Source organism: Burkholderia sp. BCC1999, from assembly GCF_905339975.1.
GTDB lineage: Bacteria > Pseudomonadota > Gammaproteobacteria > Burkholderiales > Burkholderiaceae > Burkholderia.
Genome location: NZ_CAJPHP010000030.1, coordinates 37,175 through 60,449, shown reverse-complemented (window position 1 = coordinate 60,449; position 23,275 = coordinate 37,175). Strand labels below are relative to the sequence as shown.

At 65.9% G+C, this 23,275-nt stretch carries 19 protein-coding genes; 6 read left to right on the top strand and 13 right to left on the bottom strand.

Annotated elements, in window-relative coordinates; translation table 11 throughout:
* Positions 1-4: 4 nt before the first annotated feature.
* The 5 genes from U5809_RS31250 to U5809_RS31230 form a co-directional block, all read right to left on the bottom strand.
* Positions 5-1,393, bottom strand: a complete 1,389-nt coding sequence (locus U5809_RS31250) for a hypothetical protein (RefSeq protein WP_322089350.1) — start codon at positions 1,391-1,393, stop codon at positions 5-7.
* A complete protein-coding gene (locus tag U5809_RS31245; protein WP_322089349.1) occupies positions 1,384-2,622 on the bottom strand; it encodes a glycosyltransferase family 4 protein in 1,239 nt (412 codons plus the stop codon). The genes U5809_RS31250 and U5809_RS31245 overlap by 10 nt, the downstream gene beginning before the upstream one ends.
* Before the next feature lie 103 nt (positions 2,623-2,725).
* Positions 2,726-4,948 (bottom strand): GNVR domain-containing protein, encoded by a 2,223-nt coding sequence (locus U5809_RS31240; protein WP_322089348.1) that lies wholly within the window; start codon positions 4,946-4,948, stop codon positions 2,726-2,728.
* Positions 4,935-5,405, bottom strand: coding sequence for a protein-tyrosine-phosphatase (locus U5809_RS31235; RefSeq protein WP_322089347.1), 471 nt, complete (start codon positions 5,403-5,405; stop codon positions 4,935-4,937). The genes U5809_RS31240 and U5809_RS31235 overlap by 14 nt, the downstream gene beginning before the upstream one ends.
* A 1-nt stretch (position 5,406) precedes the next feature.
* Positions 5,407-6,672, bottom strand: a complete 1,266-nt coding sequence (locus U5809_RS31230; protein WP_415877976.1) for a polysaccharide biosynthesis/export family protein — start codon at positions 6,670-6,672, stop codon at positions 5,407-5,409.
* Between the two features lie 136 nt (positions 6,673-6,808).
* Here U5809_RS31230 and U5809_RS31225 point away from each other — a divergent pair, with 136 nt between their 5' ends.
* Positions 6,809-7,177 carry a hypothetical protein gene (locus U5809_RS31225; RefSeq protein WP_322089346.1) on the top strand — a complete coding sequence of 123 codons (369 nt, stop codon included), beginning with the start codon at positions 6,809-6,811 and terminating at the stop codon, positions 7,175-7,177.
* A 55-nt stretch (positions 7,178-7,232) separates the two neighbouring features.
* On the opposite strand, the gene U5809_RS31220 is transcribed toward U5809_RS31225, so the two are convergent.
* From U5809_RS31220 to U5809_RS31200, 5 genes are all read right to left on the bottom strand, one after another.
* Entirely contained in the window at positions 7,233-8,285 is a 1,053-nt protein-coding gene (locus U5809_RS31220; protein ID WP_322089345.1) for a sugar transferase, read from the bottom strand.
* 972 nt (positions 8,286-9,257) lie between these two features.
* On the bottom strand, positions 9,258-11,339 hold the full coding sequence (locus U5809_RS31215) for an EAL domain-containing protein (protein WP_322089344.1): 2,082 nt from the start codon (positions 11,337-11,339) through the stop codon (positions 9,258-9,260).
* A gap of 376 nt (positions 11,340-11,715) precedes the next feature.
* Positions 11,716-12,597, bottom strand: coding sequence for an endo alpha-1,4 polygalactosaminidase (locus U5809_RS31210; protein WP_322089343.1), 882 nt, complete (start codon positions 12,595-12,597; stop codon positions 11,716-11,718).
* A gap of 363 nt (positions 12,598-12,960) precedes the next feature.
* Entirely contained in the window at positions 12,961-14,070 is a 1,110-nt protein-coding gene (locus U5809_RS31205; RefSeq protein WP_322089342.1) for a DNA alkylation repair protein, read from the bottom strand.
* A gap of 179 nt (positions 14,071-14,249) precedes the next feature.
* Positions 14,250-14,948, bottom strand: a complete 699-nt coding sequence (locus U5809_RS31200) for a hypothetical protein (protein WP_415877975.1) — start codon at positions 14,946-14,948, stop codon at positions 14,250-14,252.
* 371 nt (positions 14,949-15,319) lie between these two features.
* Here U5809_RS31200 and U5809_RS31195 point away from each other — a divergent pair, with 371 nt between their 5' ends.
* The 5 genes from U5809_RS31195 to U5809_RS31175 all read left to right on the top strand — a co-directional run bounded on the left by U5809_RS31195 (position 15,320) and on the right by U5809_RS31175 (position 20,126).
* A complete protein-coding gene (locus U5809_RS31195; RefSeq protein ID WP_279612993.1) occupies positions 15,320-15,448 on the top strand; it encodes a hypothetical protein in 129 nt (42 codons plus the stop codon).
* A gap of 127 nt (positions 15,449-15,575) precedes the next feature.
* Positions 15,576-16,103 carry a peptide-methionine (R)-S-oxide reductase MsrB gene (gene msrB, locus U5809_RS31190; RefSeq protein WP_322089341.1) on the top strand — a complete coding sequence of 176 codons (528 nt, stop codon included), beginning with the start codon at positions 15,576-15,578 and terminating at the stop codon, positions 16,101-16,103.
* Positions 16,104-16,138: 35 nt separating this feature from the next.
* Positions 16,139-18,001: a cytochrome c biogenesis protein DipZ gene (locus tag U5809_RS31185; protein WP_322089340.1), complete on the top strand. Its 1,863-nt coding sequence runs from the start codon at positions 16,139-16,141 to the stop codon at positions 17,999-18,001.
* Between the two features lie 62 nt (positions 18,002-18,063).
* Positions 18,064-18,807: a peptide-methionine (S)-S-oxide reductase MsrA gene (gene msrA, locus U5809_RS31180; protein ID WP_322089339.1), complete on the top strand. Its 744-nt coding sequence runs from the start codon at positions 18,064-18,066 to the stop codon at positions 18,805-18,807.
* A 203-nt stretch (positions 18,808-19,010) separates the two neighbouring features.
* Positions 19,011-20,126: an aromatic ring-hydroxylating dioxygenase subunit alpha gene (locus U5809_RS31175; protein ID WP_322089338.1), complete on the top strand. Its 1,116-nt coding sequence runs from the start codon at positions 19,011-19,013 to the stop codon at positions 20,124-20,126.
* A gap of 28 nt (positions 20,127-20,154) precedes the next feature.
* On the opposite strand, the gene U5809_RS31170 is transcribed toward U5809_RS31175, so the two are convergent.
* From U5809_RS31170 to U5809_RS31160, 3 genes are read right to left on the bottom strand one after another with little or no spacing between them, the layout of a single operon-like run.
* Positions 20,155-20,544 carry a cytidine deaminase gene (locus U5809_RS31170; RefSeq protein ID WP_322089369.1) on the bottom strand — a complete coding sequence of 130 codons (390 nt, stop codon included), beginning with the start codon at positions 20,542-20,544 and terminating at the stop codon, positions 20,155-20,157.
* A 25-nt stretch (positions 20,545-20,569) separates the two neighbouring features.
* The gene (gene deoA, locus U5809_RS31165; RefSeq protein WP_322089337.1) at positions 20,570-21,886 is read right to left on the bottom strand and encodes a thymidine phosphorylase; all 1,317 of its coding nucleotides are present in this window, start codon (positions 21,884-21,886) and stop codon (positions 20,570-20,572) included.
* A gap of 39 nt (positions 21,887-21,925) precedes the next feature.
* Positions 21,926-23,200 (bottom strand): NupC/NupG family nucleoside CNT transporter, encoded by a 1,275-nt coding sequence (locus U5809_RS31160; RefSeq protein WP_322089368.1) that lies wholly within the window; start codon positions 23,198-23,200, stop codon positions 21,926-21,928.
* Positions 23,201-23,275: the final 75 nt, after the last annotated feature.

Below are 23,275 nucleotides of genomic sequence, written 5' to 3'. Positions count from 1 at the left end.
TTTTTCATGACGCCCTCGGCTCCCGGTGCGATACACGCCTGACGTTCAGTGCCCCGAACGCCATCGCCGCAAACAGATAGACGCATGGCCCGAGGTCGAACACCGTACCGGACAGCGTCGCGCCGATCAGCGCCGCGGCCAGCGCCTGAACGGCGGCGAAGCTGACGATCCGGTCCGATGCCCACGTCGCGGGCCGCACGCGTACGCGCACGGTGCGGTAAAGGAACAGGCCGAACAACGTCGCGCCCAGCAGCCCGAGATTGCCGAGCGTCACCGCGACGAAGCTCGATGCCCTCGCACTGCCCAGGCCAGCGCCCAACCCGAACGTATCGACGAAGTTGATCAGCGACTGCATGTTCCACGCGCTGCGCTCGATGCCCGAATCGCTGCTCATCTTGCTCGTCAACGTCCGGTTGATCACCTCGGACACGGCCGTCACGACCGGCGAATCGATTGCGATCAGTACGCACGCGATCAGTGCGGCCGCCACGCAGGCCATCGCCAGCATCCGGAATTTCCTCGCCTGGCTGGTACGGACGATCGCGCCGGAGCGACTGGCCATGAAGACGACGAGATAGATCGAGAGGCCCACGTATCCGGTGCTCGACGTCGACAGCAGCACGAAGCCGGCCGTCAGCAGCGCAAGCAATCCCGACAGGCGACGTCGATAGCCGAGCAGCCAAAGATTGGCCGTGAACGCAAACAGCGGCAACGAGAACCCGGCAAACGCCGATGCCTCGGAGAAGGTCCCGCTGATCCGCCGCATGCCGCCGACCTCCGCCCCATCCAGGATCGAGTACTGCGCGGTCTTGAGCGGATCCAGCAGACTGACGCCCACAGCGTTGCCGAACAGGTCGGCCGCCGCGGCGATCACATTCAACGCGGTCAGGAACAGGAAGGCATCGGCCATCACCCGGCTGGCGTCGCGTCGGCGCATCATCATCGACGCGGCCAGATACAACAGGCATTCGCCGATCAGGTACGCGGACTGGCTCAGGTTGCCGGACACGGGGCCGAGCGGCTGCAGCATGATCTGCGTCGTGCCGATGTTGGAACGATCGATGGAATAGACCGACGTGGTGTCGGCCAGCATGCGCGGAAACACGACGGCCGTCATGCATGCGTAGCCGGTCAGCACGAGCAGCCAGAACCCGGGCGAGCCGACGCGCAGGCTGCTGCGGATCGCGCGCGAATCCTCGAGGAACAGCGCACGTGCGACGAAAAGCGGCATCATCAGGCTGGCCGGCAACAAGCCCAGCCCGCCGAATGCGACCGCCTCGGTCGCCCCGAACAGCGTGCTGGCCGCCATGACGTAGACGGCCCATCGATAAGGCAGCACGAACGCCAGGATGCCAAGCGCGATGACTACGACACCGAACAGGCTCAGCTCCACGATGGCTCGCCCCTTCCCGTACCGGCCGCCGTGTCGCGCACCCCGGCGGCGGCTGCCCGGTTGCGCAACGTTCTCGCCATCACCTCCAGCAGGCCGTCGCGAAAGCGCTCGACCGTGAATCGCTGCGCGTTGGTGCGGCACACCAGCGGATCGAACACGCCTGCCGCTTCGAAGCGCATCACCGCGTCCACGATGTCCGCGTTTTCCTGTCGTTCGAAGAACAACCCCGTGCGAATGCTCGCGTCACCGGATGCGATCACCGTCTCGAGCGCGCCGCCTCGCCCGTAGGCGATGACCGGCGTGCCGCACGCTTGCGCCTCGACCGGCGTGATGCCGAAATCCTCTTCGGCCGCAAATACGAACGCCTTCGCACGCTGCATGTAGTCGATGAGTACCGCATCCGGCTGATAGCCCAGCAGCGTGACGTTCGGCGTGGCGGCGGCCTTGACGCGCTCGAAATCCGGCCCGTCGCCGATGACGACGAGACGCCGCTCCGGCATGCGGGCGAACGCCTCGACGATGAGCGGCACGCATTTGTACGGCACCATGCGCTGCGCCGTCAGATAGAAGTCTTCCTTCTGCGTGCCCAGCGAAAAACGCGCGATATCGACAGGCGGATAGACGACCGACGCATGGTAGCCGTATACCTTGCGGATGCGTCTTGCGATGAAGCCGGAGTTCGCCACGAATGCATCGACGCCGTGCGCGGTACGCTGATCCCAGATGCGAATGTAGTGGAGCATCGCGCGCGCGATCCAGCCTTTCACCCCCTTCGACAAGCCCGACTCGTTCAGGTAACGATGTTGCAGGTCCCACGCATAGCGAATCGGAGAGTGCACGTAGCTCATGTGCAGTTGATCCGGCCCGGTGATGACCCCCTTCGCGACGGCATGGCTCGATGAAATCACCAGGTCGTAACCGGAGAGGTCGAGCTGTTCGATCGCGAACGGCATCAACGGCAAGTACGCACGATAGGACGATCGTGCGCGCGGCAGCCGCTGGATGAACGACGTGGTGGCGACCTTGCCGCGCAGCTTCGCGCGCTCGTTGTCCGGCAGGAAATCGACCACCGTGAACAGATCCGCCTGCGGCCAGATGTTGAGGATCTCGGCGAGGACTTTCTCGGCGCCCGCATAGGTCGTCAGCCAGTCGTGCACGACGGCGACGCGACTGAAACGCCGACCTGTCCCGTCATCGGCGTGCTGCGCGTCGACCTGCGAACTCGTCATGGCGTCACGCATTGAAGTTGTACCGTCCATGCTGATCCCCGCCCGAAGGTTGTCCCTGGCTGCCCGTCACGTCGGCCAGCCGCGTGTTCCATGCCGACATCCGTCATTCCTTGCCGTAATACGCGTGGCTGTCGCGATTGTGGCGATAGCGCCCGTAGCCGTACGCGTAGCGCCCCGGCCGCACGCTGAGCCCGTTGAAGATCAGTCCGTGCGGAGACACGCCCACGTGACGCAGCCGCCGGATCGATTCCTTGATCTCGCCGTGTTTCGTTACGCCCTGACGCACCACCAGGAACGTCACGCCAGCGTGGCCGGCCAGTTGCGCGGCGTCCGGAACCGCAAGAATCGGCGGGCCGTCGCACACGATCACGTCGTACGTCGCACCTAGTTCGGACAAAATCGCTCGCAGATCCGAATCGAACAGCGCATCGCTCGCATTGACCTGCACGCTGCCCGTCGCGATGAAATCGACCCCTTTCAGGATCTCGCGGTGCACGACGTCTTCGGCGCGGTGCGTGCCCTGCAACAGTTCGACGAGCCCGGCTCCCGGACCGACGGGAACCGTTCGCTGGAGTCCGCTGCGACGCAAGTCGGCATCGACCAGGAGCACCCGCTTTCCGGCCGAGCCCAGCACGGCAGCGAGGTTCAGCGAAATGAAGGATTTCCCGATGGAGGGCGTCGGGCCGGTGATGAACACCATCCGGTTCGGCACGTCGGTCATCGCGAATTCCAGTGCGGTCCGGAAGCTGCGCAGGCTCTCAAGTGCCGGGTCCATCATCGCGTTGTGCGCGAGAATCAGTTCGCGGGACGGCGAATTCGCGACCCGGCGCAAACGCGTCAGCGATGCTTCCTGGCGGCTGTAAGGCACCGTCGCATACACGGGTACGCCGCAGACGTGCTCCACTTCGATCGGATCGTCGATCGAGTCGAACATGCGGCGACGGCTGAACGCAACCGTCGCGCCGATCAGCAACCCGAAGACCGCGGACCCGACGATCACGAGCAGGCGCTTCGGCCGGACCGGCTCCTCGGGAACGGCAGCGGTGTCGACCAGCCGTACGTTGCCGACCTTCCCTGCCTTGACGAGACGCAGTTGCTCCCGCGTGTTGAGCAAGTTCGTGTACAGCTCGGTGCCGACCTGCACGTCACGTTGCAGTCGCAACACGTCCTGTTCGACCGGCGGCAACGCACGCGTACGCTGATCGATACCCGAGATTTCCGCCTGCGCCGTATCGAGCTGCGCATCGAGCGCACGGATGGCCGGGTGTTCCGGCGTGAAGCGCGCCATCAGCTCGTCGCGTTTCTGCTTCAGCGTCGTCAGGCGTGACTGCGCATCGACCGAACGCTGCAGCAATGCCGTTGCTTCCTCATCGAGATTCAGCGTTCCGTGCTTGGCGCGATATTCATTGAAGCGATTCTCGGAGACCTCGAGCTGGGCCCTCAGTTCCGGCAACTGGGCACTGAGGAAGCTGATCGATCGCTCGGCTTCCTCGGATTTTCGCCGCTCGTTCTGATGGACATACTCGCTGCCCAACGTATTGAGGATCATCGCCGTCTTCACCGGGTCTGTCCCGTCGAGCGTGACGCCGATCACGTCCGATTGCTTGCCTTTCTCCGCGATGTTCAGGCTCTGCCTGAGATCCTCGATCGTCGACAACGTCGAATACCGGCGCAGCACGAACGTGGCACCCGGCTTGCCGCGGACCGACGTGACCAGCAGTGCGAGCGGGCCGTCCGGTGTGGCCACCTTCAGCGGCACGCCGATCGTGCCGCCCGCGTCGACATCCGGGCCCGACACGCGGTACGTGTTGCCCGGCTGCAGCGTCATGACGAACGTCTCGCCGTAGAGCTTGTCGGGCACGTCGAACTGGGCAACCGAAATGCGTTCGGTGCCGGTCACATAGCCGAACGGCAACGGATCCGACAAGCGTGTCGCGTGCCGGGACAGCAACGACCCGAACAGCGGCAAGTAGCGTGGATGCGCGTCGATGGCCAGCGACAAGGTGTCGACCACCTTGCTTGCCACCAGGCGCGACTTCAGCACCTCGATCTCCGACGATGCCTGCGTCTTGACATCGAACATCGACGAAATGTCGCCGAGCATGCTCTTTGCCGAATTCGTGTTTTCCTCGACCTGCACCAGAATATCGGCCCGATAGACCGGCACCCCGAGAAACGCATAGGTCGTGCCGATCAGCAGCATCAGTCCCGTGACGAGCGCGATCAGCCGCCGGTTGTCGTAAAGCGCGTCGAGATAGCTCGCGACATTCCCGGGCGGCCCGTCGTCCGGTTCCGCGTAACGCACTGGCGTATCAAGATGGTTCATGGGTCGTTTCCTGCAATGTTTGGGTATGACGGGTGACATCGGCCAGCCAGCCGGACCAGTGCCTGACGCCCGTAGTCAATCGCTCGACCGTCGCCGCGTATGCCGTACTGTCGAGCCGATAGGGATCGGCCACGTCCTCGTCCGGCAGCAGGCGGCAGACGCGCCCGGAGAGGGACGGGTAACGGTGGGCGATGACCTGACGCTGACGCTCGCTCATCGTCAGTACGAGCGCGGACGACTCGATCATCCAGCGCGCCAGCGGTTGCGAGCGATGCTGGCCGAGGTCGAGGCCGATGCGCCGCATGACGGCGATCGCCGCCGGATCGGCGCCCATGCCGGGCATCGCGTCGACACCGGCCGACATCACGCGCACGCCATCCAGCACGCGTCGAAACAGCACCTCGGCCATCGGGCTTCGGCACACGTTCGCGGTGCAAACCAGGAGCAGACGGTTCATGTCAGAAAGCGATATTGCGGCCGGTCGCGAGCGTCTGCGCGCTAGGCAGGAACATCCCCACCACACGGCTCCAGCGCACCAGCGACGACGCATCGACGAACACCACGTCGTCGGGCATCAGGTCGAAATCGTTCGCAAGCGCCATCGCGGCCGGCGATGTCGCATTCAGGTGAAAGACCGTCGGCGTAGCGCCGCGCCGGCTGCGCACGACGTACACCTGGCTCGCATCGCCCGAGTACGGACTGACGCCACCCGCATAGCCGAGCGCGTCGTTCAGCGTCAGGCGGCCGTTGTTGAATGTCGCCGTCATCGTGTGCCCGACTTCGCCGAGCACGAACACCTTGCTGTCGCTGACCGGATAGACGCGCACGAGATCGCCGCTTTGCAGCAGGATCCTGTCGGGGTTGAGTCCCTGCTCGATCATGCGCGGCAGGTTCACCATCACGGTCGCATCGCCACGCGTGACCGCGACGCGCGCGCGATCGCCGTTCGACGTGAATCCGCCTGCGCGATTGATCGCTTCGGGCAGCGTCATCGGCAGGTCGTTCATCACCTGAAGGCCGGGAATGCGGACTTCGCCGTCGAGATAGATGCGCCGGCTGCGATACGCCTGAATCCGCAAGGTCACCTGCGGATCCCGGATGTAACGCGCCAGGTGGCGCGCAAGCAGATCGCGCGCCTGCAATTCCGTGAGTCCGCCGACCTTGACGGGGCCGACATACGCGAATTGCACCACCCCGTTCGTGTCGACCGTATAGCCGGAAACGATCGCGTTCGAACCGGTCGTATCGATGCCGTTCGATGTCGCGACGACGGGCATGTTGAGTTCGGGGTGATCCCAGACGACGATGCTGAGGACATCGCCGGAGCCGAGCGTGTACGGTCGTGCCTGCTGGAACAGCGAGAGCACGTCGTTCGGGATCGACGGCCCGGCCTTCGCGCGCGTCTGGTCGATCAGCGCGGCATCGATCTCGACGAGCGCGCCGGCGGGCGGTGCGTCTTCGGTCGCCGCGCCGCCTGACGTAGCCGCGAGCGACGCCGCATGCGTCGCGCGGCCACAGGCACCCGACGGATCCGCGGAAACGTCGGCGGGGCACCCGCCGCGAAAAGTCATGCCGGGTGCAAACGCGCAGCCGCCGAGCCACGTCAGCGCGAGCGCGACCGACAGGATTCCGCCGCATTGTGCAACCCGGTGACGTACGTTCCGCGCTTCCTTCGATACGACGGACAGTGCTATCGTTCGAATACCGATCAGATGGTCAATCATCTTTTTTGGCCTATGTGTTGGGTGGCGGTTCGCATCGATCCTCCACCGTCTTCTGTCAATCACGCGCATCGCCAAGCAACCGCACGCCCTGGCATATCAGCACTCACTCCGAAACGATCTCGCTTCTTGCCATTTCATGAAAATCCCGCACCTGCTTGCTGTTGCAACGAGCATTTCGCTCAGCGTCACCGCCCTTGCACAATTCCCTGCATCCACCGCTACCGCCAAACGCGCACCGCACGCCACCCGCACGACGCAGACCGGTGCGATGCTTCCGGTGCCGGCCAGCGCGGCGAGCGACGCCGCGTCGTCGGTCAGACCCGATGCGCCGAAGCTGTCGGGCGCGACGGGCAAGCATCACGCCCCGCTGACGCGTCGCCAGCACCTTGCCCGCTACCGTGACCGGAACAGCGGCGCCGCAAGCGGCACGGCTGGCGACCCGTACCAATACGACGGCTGGTCGGCATCCTCGGTGTACGCCAACCCGGCCCCCACTTCCCCGTGATGCCGCCGCGTCGCGGGCCTGCCTCGCGACGTCGAACACGCACGGCATGCACGCGTCAGTACGCCCCCTCTCGACGCATCACGACCTTGACGGTTCGCAGCAAGATGCCGAAGTCGAGCAGCGGCGACCATTGCTTCACGTACGACACATCGAGCGATACGCGCTGCGCATAGTCGACATTGCTGCGCCCGCTCACTTGCCATAGCCCGGTAATGCCGGGCGTGCTCATGAGGTAGTAATACGCATCGCTGCCATAGCGGGCGAGTTCCTGGTCGACGATGGGGCGCGGGCCCACGAGGCTCATCTCACCGCGCAGCACGTTCCACAGCTGGGGCAATTCGTCGAGGCTGGTACGGCGCAGGAAATGCCCGACCGGCGTGATGCGCACGTCGTTCTTCAGCTTGAAATCCCGCATCCATTCCGCGCGCGCTTCCGGATCGCGGGCGAGCGTCTCGCGCAGCACTTCGTCGGCATTGACGACCATCGTGCGGAATTTCAGGCACCGGAAACGCGTTCCGTCACGGCCGACCCGAACGTGCCCGAAGATCGCCGGACCACCGTCGCGCTTCACGACAATAATTAGTATTACGAATAATGGAGCCAGAATAAAAAGAAGCGGAATCGAAAGTGCGAGATCGAAAACGCGCTTGAACACGAGCCGCATCATGCGAGAGGCCATCACCGGCCCTTGTGCCGCCACGCTGCGCGCCCGCCGGCCGAAGCGCACGAACAGCTTGAGCACCGCGAGCGCTAGCGTGCGTGCCAGCAGCATCCCGAGCCCGCTCGTGATCGTCCAGTAGACGAACCACAGTCCGCGCACCAGATGCAGCCGGTGCAATACGAACAGCAATGCGTACCCGCCGGCCTGCACGATGAGCCAGGCGACAATCGCCCGACTCATCAGGTTGACCGCCGAGCGTTCGCGCGTGCCGCGATACAGTCCGCATGCCGGAAACACCGACAACGCGAGCGCAACCGCGAAAGCCACGAGCAAGCCATCGAATCCGGAGTGCGACAGGCCGTCGGCCGGAAACCCGAAATGCAATGCACCAAAGGCGCCGACCACGATCAACGCGCCGTCGATCACGCGCAAGAAGAACCCGTCCATCATTGACCCCGACATATACGAAATATCGATTAATTATTTATTTCGCAATACTAATTTGATGACTTGACTGGATTATTCGAATCGATTAGCGACTGCGCACGCGTGCGGATCGGCTCTGCTGGAACCCGCCGGTCCGGTTCGTTGCGACGAGAATGACATCGCTCCCGTGCAGACCTGAATCAATAGGCCTGCCGGAGCGATCAATGGTGTGAATTCCCGGATTCGACCGCTTCGCCCCCGCGTCGCGTCCGGATTTCGGAGTGTAGTTTCGATTCATGATTGGTCTATCGTTTTGGTATTCGTTACTGCGGCACGTATCGTTTAATGCACAATCCGTGCCACTGTTCCGGATTTTCTTGCTGCAGCGCAGAAAAATACCAATAAAACAATGACCTATGATTTTTGTTCAAAACATCTGATTAATTCATATTCCACGCGTAAAACGTTTGCGAATCGGGAGTCACGTCACCCGTTACGTAACGGCACCCCGTAACGCACACCCGACGGAAATAAATCCGGAATTCGATTCCATGTGATTGATGTGGGCGAATGAGGGGGATATTTCGACACCGCCATAAATCTTCTCGTTATTTTCCTGCATCGAATCTGGACAGGCAGTTCACTGATGAACAAAAGAAAACGGCCGTGCATTTTCGGCTCGCGTCGGAAATCAAATCTCCGATAAATGACGACCGTTGTGAAGAATTGCGCTGGCGCGGATTTGCACCTCGCTTCGGCGTTGCGGGAATGAAATCGATCGTCACGGCCAGGTGAACGTGCGCATCCTGTCGACAGAAAGCGTGCTTCGCCTCATGACGGAAAGCGCTCTCGATCCGGACGCGCTGTCGACACTCGCACTCGGACAGTCAGCGAGTTAAAGCTGCTGCTGGTGATCGCAGCGCCGGCAGGGTCGCCCGTGCCGGCGCCAGCACCAAACGCGCAAACGCTGCTGGATGCGTGATGTCGACGGGCTCAGATGTTCTTGACCGCATTGCCTTGCGTGGTCATTTCGATGAAATGATCCGCCGGCATCGGGCGCCCGAGCAGAAAGCCCTGCAGCGAGTTGCAACCGAGCCGCGTCAGGAACTGCTGCTGCGCCGTCGTTTCGACGCCCTCCGCGACGATCTTCAGGTCGAGTGCCCGGCCGAGCGCGACGATCGCGGAAATGATCGCGGCATCTTCGGTATCGTGTTCGAGATCGCGGATGAATCCCCGGTCGATCTTGAGCTCGCTGGCCGGCAAGCGCTTGAGATAAAGCAGGCTCGAATAACCCGTTCCAAAGTCGTCGATGGAAATGCGCACGCCCATGTCGTGAAGCTGCTGCAGGATTCTCAAGCTGGCGTCGGCGTCGCGCATCGCGGTGGATTCGGTGATCTCCAGCGTCAGACAGTGCGGTTCCAGCGCGTGCCGTTGCAATGTCGCCTGAACGACCCGGACCAGGCTCGCGTGACCGAATTGCAGCGGTGACAGGTTGACGGCCATCGTCCAGTCGGTTCGACCCGCATCGCACCACTCGCGCATCTGCCGGCAGGCCTCGTCCAGTACCCATTCGCCGATCGGCACGATCAGGCCGGTCTTTTCCGCGATCGAGATGAACTGATCGGGTGCAATGAGGCCGCGCGTCGGGTGCATCCATCGCAACAGCGCCTCGACGCCGATGATCGGTCCATGGGGCACTTCGAACTTCGGCTGGTAATGCAGGACCAGTTCACGCCGCTCCAGCGCCAGACGGAGTTCCTGCACGATTTTCAGGTGCTCGCGGACATTCGCGTTCATCGATGCTTCGAAGAAGCAGTACGCGTTCCGGCCGAGCGCCTTCGCGTGATACATCGCCGCATCGGCGTTGGTCATCAGGTCCCGGAAATCGCTGCCGTTGCCCGGATAGAGCGCAATGCCGATACTGGCCGACACACGCAATTCGTGCTCGGACACGCGGAACGGTTGTCGAATCACCGCCAATACCTTGTCCGCCACGCCGGCCGCCTCCGCAGGCTCGTCCACCGCCACGACCAGCACGAATTCGTCGCCGCCCAGACGGGCAATCGTGTCCTGCGAGCGCAGGTTCGCGCCGATGCGCCGCGCCACGTCGACCAGCAGCAGATCGCCGACATGATGACCGTAGGCGTCGTTGACCGCCTTGAATCCGTCGAGGTCCATGAACATCAGCGCGAAACCCCCTTTCTCGCGGTCGGCGCCCTGGATCGCCTGGTCGATCCGGTCTTCGAGCAGCACGCGATTGGGGAGCTTGGTGAGGTTGTCGTGCAGCGCCAGATACGTCAGTTCCTGATTGGCTTCGGCGAGCGATGTCGCCAGTACCGCCGTGCGGGATTCCAGACGCAGATCGAGGAGCGAGACGATCAGCGCGATGGCGAGGATGGCCAACGTGGCAACGATGATGACCAGCGCCAGCGAGCCGGCGTCCATGCGGGAGCCGGCCGCGCCGCAGATGCTGCCCAGCGGGAATCGGGCGGCGGCCATCCCGGTGTAGTGCATCCCGGCGATGGCGGCCCCCATCAGGACGGCGGAGCCCAGATTGAGCAGGCGCACGCGAGACGAGTTGGCACGCCGGATGAAGACGATCCACAGCACGGCGCCCGATGCGGCCACGGCAATCGCGACCGACAGGCAAACGAGCAACGGGTCGTACCGGATGCCCGGCGACATGCGCATGGAGGCCATGCCCGTGTAATGCATCCCCGCCACGCCGGCCCCCATCAACATCGCCCCGCCACACAGCCGGTGCCACTTCAGCGTGTCCCGGCAGACGAGCCACAGCGCACACGTGGAGCAGGCGATGGCGATCAGCAAGGACAGCAATGTAATGGCCGGATCGTACCCGACCGGAATCGGCAACGCGAAAGCGAGCATGCCGACGAAATGCATCGACCAGATGCCGGTACCCATCACGCAAGCCGCGCCGACCAGCCACCAATGTGCGGCGTGCCCCTGCGTGGTCTTGATACGCCCGGCCATGTCCAGCACGGTGTAGGACGCCAATATGGCGATCAAGAGCGAAAGAAGAACGAGCAACGCGTTATAACTTGTCGGCAGCATTGTTATTTACAGATCGCTTTCGGTTCGGCAGTGACGAGACCGTACGTTACACGGAGTCTTCGTGAATTCGCGTGAAGGTAGGGCACAAAAGGAAAGCGGTGTCCGAAGGAACGGACTGGTCGTGCGACCAATCAGGCGATTCCAGCGACCACCGCTTGCATGGCGGATCATAAACGCGACCTCCCGTTCAGGGAAGGATTTACCGGTGCGGGGGCGGTGACGGACGCCGTCGGGAATTTACGGGCATCCGCGGGCGCGCCATCGGGCGGCCGTGCGTCATGCAGGCTTCGGCATCCTCCTGCGGCCGGTGTCGACGATGAAGCGCGGCCAGCGGAACGCAAGGTGCGTTGGCCGCGCCGTCATGCAGTGATGCCGCTCACTCGAACCGGCACGCGGCGCGTGGCAACGCCGCGAGTGTGTCGCTCGACCACTTCAGAATGCCGTCGAAATTGGCACGGTTGTCGGCCGGACAGAAATCGGCGAGCGTCATGTCGTCCGGGTGCGTGTACTCGACATTGAACACGGCCTTGTTCAGCGCGATGAAACTCGCGTAACCGCCGCACTCGTTGAACTTGTTGCACTCCTCGTTGAGCGCCCAGTCGGCAACCTTCGCCATCGCGACGGCAATTCCCGAGCCGTTCTTCAGGCCCATCGACATCCCCCGATCGTGCGCGGCGGCGATCAGCGCCGTGTTGTAACGCAGCTGGTCGTCGCGTGTCAGCGGAAAGCCCGTTTCCTGCCGATAGCCGTCGTCCAGATCGGGTTCGATGCCGTCGCAGCCCTTTTTCCTCGCCTGGTCGAGACGCGCCAGCATGATCGGCATCAGGATCTTCGTCTGGCGGATGTCCAGCCAGCGCTCATGATCTTCGTATCCTTCGACGGGGTAGCCGAGCACGCTGCCGGGAAATTGGTCGGCATCGCCGCGGCCGTCTTCCCGGCCGCCCGTCTCCATGTAACAGACGACGTAGACGCCCCTCGCCTTCAAGCGCTGGATCGTCGCCGCATCGGTCCGCTCCATGTCGACGTCGATCATCTTGCGGGGATTGTTCACGCGGTCGAGCACGGTCTCGTTGATCGTATTGCCGTCGATCTGCCATTGCCAGCTCGTGCCGGGCACGAGCGGTTTCCAGCCGGCGGCCGGCGACGCGCGCATCGCGGCCGCGGCGACGGAGGCGGCCGGTGCGGACGAATCCGCGTCGCCGCCGCACGCGGCGAGCAGCAGCATCAGCGCGACTGAAGCGAGTGATCTTGCAGACATGGCGAATCCTTTGCGTTTTTGGCGGCTTGTCAGGATGCGAGGCAAAGACGGGCGGCAGGATGCGGGCGGCGCATCTGCCGATACCGAGGGGGTACGGGAATCCGGGAGGCGTGTCGGAATGGTAGGCACGAACGCCGGGCCAATCTGTTCCGATTTGTCGACTTTTGTGGGTGGATGGCCGCGCGAACCACCATCGATGGCGCGGCCGCACTGGTCGGTTGTTCCGCAGTCGATGTCGTGCTGATGCTCGACGTGCTCGCTGTCCGGTCGCGATCGTCGCGCACATGCGGTACGCCGGGTGGCGACCGGACCCAAACACGCCCCCGCCGCTTCACCTGCCTGGATCGAACCGGCCGGCCACCCTCACATGGCGAGCTCGAAGAACGACCGCGCGACGACCTGGCCATTGACGATCAGCTCGACCTCGTGCCGGCCCGCATAGTGCCGGCGCGTCGTGAAATCGCGGATCGCCCGGCTGTGCCGCAGCGCGATGCGCGCGCCGGGTTCGAGCGTCAACCCCTTCAGCTTGAACACCTTCGGCGAGGTCTCGCCATTTTGCTTCACGTACGCAATCCGGTAATCGACGACGAGCCGCTGCGCGGTGTCGGCCGTGGAATGCAGTTCGCAGTCGAGCATGATCGACTCGCCGAGCACCACCCGCGCGGGCGTCACGCCGAACGGGCCGATGGCGAGACGCGGCGCGCTTTCCGCACCGAGTATCGCCAGCGCGCGCGCGTCGCCCTGCTTCACGAGCGTGCGCAGCGCATGCCGGACGATCCAGCGCGTATGCGGATGGTCGCCGCCCCATCGTTCGGCGCGCTCGAGCACCCAGGCCGGATGCGACTTCGCCACATCGTTCAGGTGATTCGCGACCGAGCGGCGCACGTAGGCGCTCGGGTCCGCGCGCAGCGTGTCGAGAATCCGCGCCGCGAGCGCCGGATCGGCCTCGATGTCGCGCAGGCGGAACGACCAGGGCAGGCGCGGACGGCTTCCCTCGCTCGCCAGCCGGCGCACGGCATCGTCCGCGTCGTGCGACCAGGCTTCCATGGTTGCGAGCGCACGCGCCGTATCGATGCGCAGGAATTCGCGCACCGCGAATTCCGACGTGCCGAACCGCGTGAAGCATTTCAGCGCGTCCATCGAACGATCGAACGCGTGCCGACCGTACTGCCCGACGTAATCGGGCGCGATGAGCGACACGAAGCCGCGGCCCAATCGCGGCGCCGCCTCCTGCAGCAACGCCAGCACGGCGGCGTATCCGCCGGCCAACGAATGCGCCGCCGCGTCGATCGCCACGCTGGCGCGCCTGACGCGCTCCATCAGCGTCAGGTCGTCGAGACCGTCGAGCGCCGTCGCCAGAAATGCCGCCCGGTCGAAACCGGGTTCGATCGCATGCAGCGCATCGGACAGCGTTCGGAATTGCTGCTCGCCCAACGAATCCTTCAGCGGGGCGGAAACCTGAGTGGTGGTCATGAAAGAAGGGAGTCGACGTGCGCCGCGGATCGCTGAATAGGAAAGCGCACAGTATCGCCGAAGCCCATGCCAATTCCTGTCAGTAGACCGTGCCCGGCCGGAACGCGCCCGCTCGGCACGCAGCCCGCCGGTGCGGATCGTCTCCGCCGGCGCGGGCACCACGGTGCGCGCGCCGCCGTTCACGGCTGCTCGCGCGAAACGCCACCCGCGAACCGGTTTCGCCAATGCCCGCCGGCGAACGCGACGACGATCAGCGACAGGTAGCCGGCGACGAGCCGATGCCGCCAGCTGTCGAGCGCGGCGCGATGGGCAACCAGCGCGGCGTCGGGGGCCGGCGCGGCGAGACTGCCCGGCACGACCGCGCGCGTCATCTGCACGAATCCGGCCGCCGACAGCACGGGCAGCAGGACGAGCACGCCGAGCAGCACGAACCTCGCGCGATGGAAGAACGCACGCCGGCGCAAATGAAACCACAACCCGAGGCTGCCGTGCACCCACCCCGGCGCGAGCAGCGCGATCTGCAAGCCCTGCGTGCCGCTCGTCAGCAACGCCACGACGACCCGTGCATAGTTCGGTTCGAAGCCGTAGAACGACGTCGCGACGCGTGTGCCGACGACGTGGCGGATCAACAGCAGCGGCAGGCTGAGTCCGGCCCACAGACGCAACCATTCGGCAGGCGGCAGCGTCCAGTGCCGGCGGCCGTAGATGGTGCGGATCGCCAGCGCGAAATGCAGGCTGGCCGCGCCGTACAGCAGGATCGTTCCGGGCAGGCTTTGCCAGACGGCGATCGCCAGGTGCAGGGCGCGCTCGGCGACGTCGATCGACCAGATGCCGAGCGCGTGATTGACCATGTGTATGGAAATATAGATCCACAACATGATGCCAGAGCCGAGCTGCAGCCTTCGCGCGGCACTGCGCATCCGGTCCCGAAACCCCGGCGGCCGTGGTTCGTCGTTCGCGCTCGACGCGGATTCGCGATCGCACTGCGACCGGTCCGGAACGTCCCCGAGTTGCTTCTCCCCGTCGCTCATTGGCCCCTCCCCGTCGATGCGTCCGGCACCTGATCCGCATACCGCGGCGCGGGCCCGTTTATTCCGGCGACGTGCGACATCCTGCGCATGAAGCGCATCGCGCGGCGGCTGGAATAGACGCCGTGTGCGCAGGGTATACCGAGTGCGGGCACGACGGATCGCGATCGTGACGCGCCGCCCCGCTTCACTTCGAAGCGAGCGGGATCGAGGAGACCGCCATGTCAAACGTTCTGTCGCACTGGATCCTGGTCGGTTGCGACGCATACGACGAGTATGTGTTCGTGCCGTGGCTCGACAAGTCGGTGTATCTGAGGACGGTCGCGCTGCGTCGCGTGTGCCTGCTGTGACGGATGGCGACGCGGCACCTGCGCGCTGACAATCATCACAATTCATTTAACTTTCCGTGAGGACTTCGACACCGGCCGCTGCCTACGATGGGCGCATGTTTTCAGGACCTGCTTCCAGGAGCCCATCATGCCCACCCGCAGACATCTGCTGTTCGCCGGCGCCACCGGCCTTGCCGCGCTTGCGGCGCTGTCGTCCGCCGGCCGCCGTGCGCTGGTCGGCCGTGCGTTCGCCGCACCGCCGGCCAGCACACCGGCGGCCCCTTTCGAGGTCACGCTCAGCGACGCCGAATGGCATCGCCGGCTCACGCCCGCCCAATACACGATCCTGCGCGAATCCGGCACCGAGCGGCCGTACAGCAGCCCGCTGAACGACGAGCACCGGACCGGCACGTTCGCCTGTGCCGGCTGCAGCCTCGCGCTGTTCTCGTCCGCCGCCAAGTTCGACAGCCATACGGGCTGGCCGAGCTTCTGGAAACCGCTCGACCACGCGGTCGACACCCATATCGACACGACGTTCGGCATGGTCCGCACCGAAGTGCACTGCCGGCGCTGCGGCGGCCATCTCGGCCACGTGTTCGACGACGGCCCGCAGCCGACCGGCCTGCGCTACTGCATGAACGGCCTCGCGCTCACCTTCCACCCGGCTGCCGCCTGATCCGGCCCCACTCCCGACCGACTGGAGAACGCATCATGCTGCTCATCGTCCTTGCCTATCTCGGGGGCGTGCTCACGATTCTGAGCCCCTGCATTCTGCCCGTGCTGCCGTTCGTGTTCGCACGCGCCGACCAGCCGTTCGTGCGTACCGGCCTGCCGCTGCTCGCCGGCATGGCGCTGACGTTCGCCGTCGTCGCGACGCTCGCCGCCGTGGGCGGCGGCTGGGTCGCGCAGGCGAACCAGGCCGGCCGCTGGATCGCCATCGTGTTGCTCGCCGTGTTCGGCCTGACGCTGCTGATGCCGCGCTTCGCGGAACACCTGACGCGCCCGCTCGTCGCCGCCGGCAACCGGCTCACCGGGTTCGCGCAACGCGACGGCCGCCCGGCCGGCCCTGCGTCGTCGTTGCTGCTCGGCGTCGCGACGGGCCTGCTGTGGGCGCCGTGCGCGGGCCCGATCCTCGGGCTCGTGTTGACCGGCGCCGCACTGCGCGGCGCAAGCGTCGGTACGACGCTGCTGCTCGTCGCGTATGCGGCCGGCGCGGCGACTTCGCTCGGCGTGGCGCTCGTGATCGGCGGGAAGGTGTTCGCGGCAATGAAGCGTTCGCTCGGCGCCGGCGAATGGATCCGGCGCGGGATCGGCGCGGCACTGCTCGCCGGCGTCGGCGCGATCGCGCTCGGCCTCGACACCGGCGCGCTCGCGCAGTTGTCGACCGTCACGACGGGCGGCCTCGAAACGAAGCTCGTCGATCGCCTCGGCGGACGCTCGAACGGCGCACCGGGTGCGATGGCCGCAACCGGCAACGCCGCCGACAACGCCGCCGGCGGTGCAATGATGGCCGCGGCAGCCGATGGCGCACCAGCCACCGGCGGTGCGATGGCCGGCGGCGCGATGATGCGCGCGGCCATCACGACACCGTCCGCGCTGCCCGTCGAAGGCACGCTGCCGTCACTCGACGGCGCCGTGCAGTGGCTGAACTCGCCGCCGCTGACCGCGGCCGGCCTGCGCGGCAAGGTCGTGCTGGTCGATTTCTGGACGTATTCGTGCATCAACTGCCTGCGCACGCTGCCGTACACGACCGCGTGGGCGCGCAAGTACGCGCCCTACGGGCTCGTCGTGATCGGCGTGCACGCGCCCGAATTCGCGTTCGAGCGCGACATCGGCAACGTGAAGAAGGCCGTGCACGACCTCGGCATCGACTTCCCGGTCGCGATCGACAACCGCTTCGCGATCTGGCGCGCGTTCAACAACGAATACTGGCCCGCGCACTACTTCGTCGACGCGCAGGGGCGCGTGCGCCGCCACCACTTCGGCGAAGGCGAGTATGCGGAATCGGAACGCGCGATCCAATCGCTGCTCGCCGAGGCCGGCCATCCCGAAGCGCTGAACGTGCCGCTCGGGCTGGCCGGGACGCCCGCGAAGGGTGCGCTCGCGGCGGCCGACAGCGCGGACGTCCGCTCGCCCGAGACCTACGTCGGCTACGCACGCGCCGAGGATTTCGTGTCGCCCGGCGGCGTGGTGCGCGATGCGGCGTACCACTACGCCGAGCCGGCCCGTCCCGATCTGAACGACTGGGGCCTCGCCGGCATGTGGCGAGTCGGCGCCGAACGCGCGACGCTCGCCGCCCCCGACGGCCGGATCGTCTACCGCTTCCATGCGCGCGACCTGCACCTCGTGCTCGGCCCGGGCGCGAACGGCCAGCCCGTGCGCTTTCGCGTGACGCTCGACGGCGCGGCGCCCGGTGCCGCGCACGGCGCCGACGTCGACGCGCAGGGCTACGGCACCGTCACCGGCCAGCGCCTGTACCAGCTCGTCCGGCAGCCGGGCGCGATCGCCGATCGCACGTTCGCGATCGAGTTTCTCGATCCCGGTGTCGATGCGTACGCATTCACTTTCGGTTGATCGCGGGTGCCGCGGCAAGACCCGGCCACCGCGTTCCCCGACCCATTGAAAAGGAGCCAATGATGAACCCGATCTCCACCCGTGATGCTGCAGCGCGACGACGCGCGGCTTTGCTGCGCCGCATCGGCGCCGTCGCGTTCGCGGCCGCCGCCGTGTTCGGCTACCAGCGCATCGTCAATTCCGCCGAGCCGATGCGCACCGTGCCCGCGCCGACGCTCGACGAATCACCCGGCGCGTCGCACGACGAGACGGCCGTGCTCGCCGGCGGCTGCTTCTGGGGCGTGCAGGGCGTGTTCGAACACGTGAAGGGCGTGAAGCAGGTCGCGGCCGGCTATGCGGGCGGCGCATCCGAAACCGCGCACTACGCGCTCGTCGGCTCGGGGCTGACGGGGCATGCGGAATCGGTGCGCATCGTCTACGACCCGACTCAGATCACGTACGGCCGGCTGCTGCAGGTGTTCTTCTCGGTCGCGCACGATCCGACCGAACTCAACCGGCAGGGCCCCGATGAAGGGTCGCAGTACCGGTCCGCGATCTTCCCGACCACCGCGCAGCAACGCGCGGTCGCGACCGCGTACATCGCGCAGCTCGGCACGGCGCACGTGTTCCCCGCGCCGGTCGTCACGCGTGTCGAGGACTACAAGGGGTTCTATGCGGCCGAGGCCTATCACCAGAACTACCTCGAGCTGCACCCCGATGCGCCGTACATCGCGTACAACGACATGCCGAAGATCACCAGGCTGAAGCAGTACTTCCCGGCGCTGTACCGCACCGACGCGGTGCTGTGGCGTGAAGCCCATTCCTGACCGGCCACCGGCCGCGTGACGGGTGATCGCCCGCCGCGCGCCGCCTGCCGCCCGGTTTGCGCCGCATCAACGAAACCCCGGCCGCCGTGCCGGGGCAAACCCGCATCGCGTCCGCCGTGGCGGGCAACTTCGCGTAGACTTCTCCTGATCCCCGCCGCTTCCTGCGGCGCCCGGACCACCCGCCCAGCCAGGAGGCGTCACGCATGCTCGCAGTGCCCTTGCCTGACAGCAACACCGTTGGAGAATCGTCCTCCGGCGCGTCCGTGCGCGACCTGCGCCGCGTGCCCATTCATCCCGATCACTGGTACCCGCTCGCGTGGTCGCGCGAGCTCAAGCGCGGCAAGACGCTCGGCGTGCACTTCGCCGGCGAGCCGATCGTGCTCGTGCGCACCGAGTCCGGCGCCGTGTACGCGCTCGAAGATCGTTGCGCGCACCGCCAGGTGCCGCTGCACGCGGGCGTCGTCAGCGGCGAAACGCTGCGCTGCTGCTATCACGGATGGACCTACGCGTGCGACAGCGGCCGCTGCGTCGACGTACCCTACCTCGGCCGCGAGCGCCTGCCCAACGGCGTGCGCGCATATCCGTGCCGCGAGTCGCACGGGCTGATCTTCGTGTTCCCGGGCGACGCAACGCTTGCCGACTCACGGCCGTTCCCCGCGCTCGAATCGGCGGACAATCGCGCATACAAGACGCGCCGTTTCGGCCGCGAGGTCAAGTGCCACTACTCGTTCATGCACGAGAACCTGATGGACATGAACCATCAGTTCCTGCACCGCAAGCAGATGGGGCAGATGCGCGCGCGATCGGTCGGCCGCCGCCGCGGCGACGACTGGGTCGAAGTCGACTACACGTTCGCGCGGATGGAAGGCAAGCAGCCGGTCGGCGAGGCGCTCGTGTTCGGCGCGAGCAAGAAGCCGGCCGACCAGTCCGACAAGAGCGTGATGACGGTACGCACCGGCTACCCGTACCAGACGCTGCAGATCCGGTCGAGCGAAGGCACGCTCGTGATGGACCTGTGGATCGTCTACGTGCCGCTCGACGCCGAACAGCGCACCAACCGCACGTTCGGACTGCTGTCGATCCACAAGCCCGGCATCCCGTTCGCACTCGATCTCGCGTGGCCGCTGCTCGTGTGGTTCACCGAGCGCATCTTCCGCGAGGATCGCTGGATCGTCGAGCGCGAACAGGAAGCGCACGATCGCCAGGGCGCCGACTGGAATCACGAGGTGTTTCCGGTCATCAACGAATTGCGCGACCTGCTGCGCCAGTGCGGCGCGCGCACCGTGATTCCGATTCGCGACGCGCGCGAAGGCGCGTGATACGTGCGGCTCGCCGCGGCGCGCGCCGTTACAGGCTGAACGCGCCCGGCAGCAACGCACGGGCCGTCGTGACTTCGACGGCCCCCTTCAGATTGGCCAGGATCACTTCGATGTCGGGCAGGCCGATCTCGATGATCACCTGACGGCACGCGCCGCATGGCGCGATCGGACCATCCGTGTCGCCAACGACCGCGAGCCGCGCGAAGTCGCCCGGACGATAGCCGGCCGCGATCGCCGCAAACATCGCCGTCCGTTCCGCGCAATTGCACAATCCGTAAGACGCGTTCTCGACGTTACAGCCGTGGAAAACCGTCCCGTCGCGCGCCTGCAGCGCCGCGCCGACCTTGAAGCGCGAATACGGCGCGTACGCGCGTTCGCGCGCCGCCTTGGCCTGTTCGATCAGTTCGTTTCGTTCCATCGACATGGTGCCTCCGGGAGCAGAATCAGCCGATCTGCCGGTAAAGGGTCGGCGGTGCTTCGCCCGTTTCGCCGAGCACGTAGCTGCGCCGGACCGCGTCCACCGCGCGCGCCGCAGCCGCGTCGTCGCGCGCATGCACGTAGCCGATCGGCTCGCCGGCCTCGACGCGCTGCCCGATCTCCGCCAGCGCCGTCAGTCCGACGCTGACGTCGATTGCGTCTTCCGCGCGCGTACGGCCGCCGCCGAGCGCGACGACGGCCAGCCCGAGCCCGCGACAATCGACCCGCTGCACCACGCCGGTCGCCGGCGACGGAACCGGCACGATCACCGCCGCCCGCGCCAGATGCCGGGCGGGAACGTCGATCAGGTCCACGGGGCCGCCGAGCGCCACGACCATTCTCGCGAAACGCTCGGCCGCCGCACCCGAGTCGAGCGCCTGCTGCAGCTTCGCGCGCGCCTCCGCGACATCGCGTGCCAGCCCGCCGGTGACGAGCAGTTCCGCCGACAGCGCCATCGTCACGTCATGCAGGCGCGCCGGGCGCGACTTGCCCGTCAGGTAGTCGATCGCGCACGCGACCTCGAGCGCATTGCCCGCACACGGCGCGAGCGACTGGTTCATGTCGGTGAGGATCGCGGTCGTCTTCATGCCCGCGCCGTTGCCGACGTCGACGATGCTGCGCGCCAGTTCCGCCGATTTCTCCGCGGTCGGCATGAACGCGCCGGAGCCGACCTTCACGTCCATCACGAGCCCGTCGAGCCCCGCCGCGAGTTTCTTCGACAGGATCGACGCGGTAATCATCGCGACCGACTCGACGGTCGCCGTCACGTCGCGAATCGCATAGATGCGCTTGTCTGCCGGCGCGAGCCGCGCGGTCTGCCCGATGATCGCGACGCCGACGTCGCGCACCGTGCGGCGAAACGCCTCCGTAGCGGGCATCACGTCATAGCCGGGAATCGCGCTGAGCTTGTCGAGCGTGCCGCCGGTATGGCCGAGCCCTCGCCCCGAAATCATCGGCACGTAGCCGCCGCATGCGGCCACCATCGGGCCGAGCATCAGCGACACGACGTCGCCGACGCCCCCCGTCGAATGTTTGTCGATCACCGGCCCGCCGAGATCGAGCGCACGCCAGTCGAGCACGTCGCCCGAGTCGCGCTGCGCGAGCGTCAGCGCGACGCGCTCGTCGGTGCTCAGGTCGTTGAAAAACACGGCCATCGCGAACGCCGCCACCTGGCCCTCGGTCACGCTGCCGTCGGTCACGCCGCGCACGAACGCGGCAATCCCGTCGCGATCGAGCGGTTGCCCGTCACGCTTCCTGCGAATGAATTCCTGCGGTAGAAACATCGTTGCCTCTCTTCGATCGGTCGGAGTCTACTGCACGATTCAATGCAGCGAAAAGAACAGGCCGGCAATCGCCGCGCTCATCAGGTTCGACAGCGTCGCGGCCGTCAGCGCGCGCAAGCCGTGGCGTGCCACTTCCGAGCGGCGCTCGGGCGCGACCGCGCTGAAGCCGCCCGCGAGAATCGCGATGGACGAGAAGTTCGCGAAGCCGCACAGCGCGAACGACACGATCGCGAGCGTCTTCGGGTCGAGCACCTGCAAGCCGGCCGCCGCGACGTGCTCGCCGCCCTTCAGGTACGGCGACAGGTCGCCGTACGCGACGAACTCGTTGAAGATCAGTTTCTCGCCGATGAAGTTGCCGGCCAGCGTCGCATCGTGCCACGGCACGCCGATGATCCACGCCAGCGGCGCAAACAGGTGGCCGATAATGCCCACCAGCGTGATCTGCGGAAAGCCCGCGAACGCGGCCACGCCGCCGACGATCAGGTTCATCAGTGCGATGAGCCCGACGAACGCGATCAGCATCGCGCCGACGTTGATCGCGATCCGCATGCCGACCGACGCGCCGGACGCCGCGGCCTCGATCACGTTCGCGGCCCGCTTGTCGTCGAAATCGAGACCCTCGACCACGACGCGGCTCGGCTCGACGGTCGGAAACAGCAACTTGCCGAACAGCAGCCCGCCCGGCACCGCCATGAACGATGCGGCGAGCAGGTACTCCATCTTCACGCCGAGGCCGGCATAGCCGACCAGCACCGAGCCGGCGACCGACGCCATGCCGCTCGCCATCACCGTGAAGATCTCGGCGCTCGTCATGTTGCGCACGAACGGCTTCACGAGCGCGGGCATCTCGCTCTGCCCGAGGAAGATCGTCGCGACGGCCGAACATGCCTCGATGCGGCTCACGCCGAGCACTTTCGCGAGCCCCGCGCCGAGGATCGCGACGATCCACTTCATCACGCCGATGTAGTACAGCACCGAGATCAGCGCGGTGACGAAGATGATCATCGGCAGCACGCGCAGGCCGAATACGAAGCCGCCGTCGCCGAACAGCTGGAACATCCGGGCGTCGACCAGCCCGCCGAACACGAACGCGATGCCGTGATTGCCCATGTCGAGCACGCGATTGACGCCATTCGCGGCCCCGGCCAGCGCCGTGCGGCCCGACGGCACGAACAGCACCAGCGCGCCGATCGCGAACTGCGTGAGCAGCGCGGCGATCATGGTCCGGCCGCTTACCGCACGGCGGTTATTCGACAACAGATAGGCAACCAGCAACAGGAACAGCATACCGAGGAGACTGCGCAGAATATCCACCTTGTGCTCCTTTCTCACTATTTGAACTGTCCGGCGGGCGGCCCTTGCCCGCGGCCCCTTCATGGGGTTGGTGGA

What these genes read in the sequence shown, in the direction of transcription:
- U5809_RS31245 (WP_322089349.1), bottom strand. Translation starts at nt 2,622, where the DNA reads ATGACGAGTTCGCAGGTCGACGCGCAGCACGCCGATGACGGGACAGGT.
- U5809_RS31240 (WP_322089348.1), bottom strand. Translation starts at nt 4,948, where the DNA reads ATGAACCATCTTGATACGCCAGTGCGTTACGCGGAACCGGACGACGGG.
- U5809_RS31235 (WP_322089347.1), bottom strand. Translation starts at nt 5,405, where the DNA reads ATGAACCGTCTGCTCCTGGTTTGCACCGCGAACGTGTGCCGAAGCCCG.
- U5809_RS31230 (WP_415877976.1), bottom strand. Translation starts at nt 6,672, where the DNA reads ATGATTGACCATCTGATCGGTATTCGAACGATAGCACTGTCCGTCGTA.
- U5809_RS31225 (WP_322089346.1), top strand. Translation starts at nt 6,809, where the DNA reads ATGAAAATCCCGCACCTGCTTGCTGTTGCAACGAGCATTTCGCTCAGC.
- U5809_RS31220 (WP_322089345.1), bottom strand. Translation starts at nt 8,285, where the DNA reads ATGGACGGGTTCTTCTTGCGCGTGATCGACGGCGCGTTGATCGTGGTC.
- U5809_RS31215 (WP_322089344.1), bottom strand. Translation starts at nt 11,339, where the DNA reads ATGCTGCCGACAAGTTATAACGCGTTGCTCGTTCTTCTTTCGCTCTTG.
- U5809_RS31210 (WP_322089343.1), bottom strand. Translation starts at nt 12,597, where the DNA reads ATGTCTGCAAGATCACTCGCTTCAGTCGCGCTGATGCTGCTGCTCGCC.
- U5809_RS31205 (WP_322089342.1), bottom strand. Translation starts at nt 14,070, where the DNA reads ATGACCACCACTCAGGTTTCCGCCCCGCTGAAGGATTCGTTGGGCGAG.
- U5809_RS31200 (WP_415877975.1), bottom strand. Translation starts at nt 14,948, where the DNA reads ATGTTGTGGATCTATATTTCCATACACATGGTCAATCACGCGCTCGGC.
- U5809_RS31195 (WP_279612993.1), top strand. Translation starts at nt 15,320, where the DNA reads ATGTCAAACGTTCTGTCGCACTGGATCCTGGTCGGTTGCGACGCATAC.
- msrB (WP_322089341.1), top strand. Translation starts at nt 15,576, where the DNA reads ATGCCCACCCGCAGACATCTGCTGTTCGCCGGCGCCACCGGCCTTGCC.
- U5809_RS31185 (WP_322089340.1), top strand. Translation starts at nt 16,139, where the DNA reads ATGCTGCTCATCGTCCTTGCCTATCTCGGGGGCGTGCTCACGATTCTG.
- msrA (WP_322089339.1), top strand. Translation starts at nt 18,064, where the DNA reads ATGAACCCGATCTCCACCCGTGATGCTGCAGCGCGACGACGCGCGGCT.
- U5809_RS31175 (WP_322089338.1), top strand. Translation starts at nt 19,011, where the DNA reads ATGCTCGCAGTGCCCTTGCCTGACAGCAACACCGTTGGAGAATCGTCC.
- U5809_RS31170 (WP_322089369.1), bottom strand. Translation starts at nt 20,544, where the DNA reads ATGGAACGAAACGAACTGATCGAACAGGCCAAGGCGGCGCGCGAACGC.
- deoA (WP_322089337.1), bottom strand. Translation starts at nt 21,886, where the DNA reads ATGTTTCTACCGCAGGAATTCATTCGCAGGAAGCGTGACGGGCAACCG.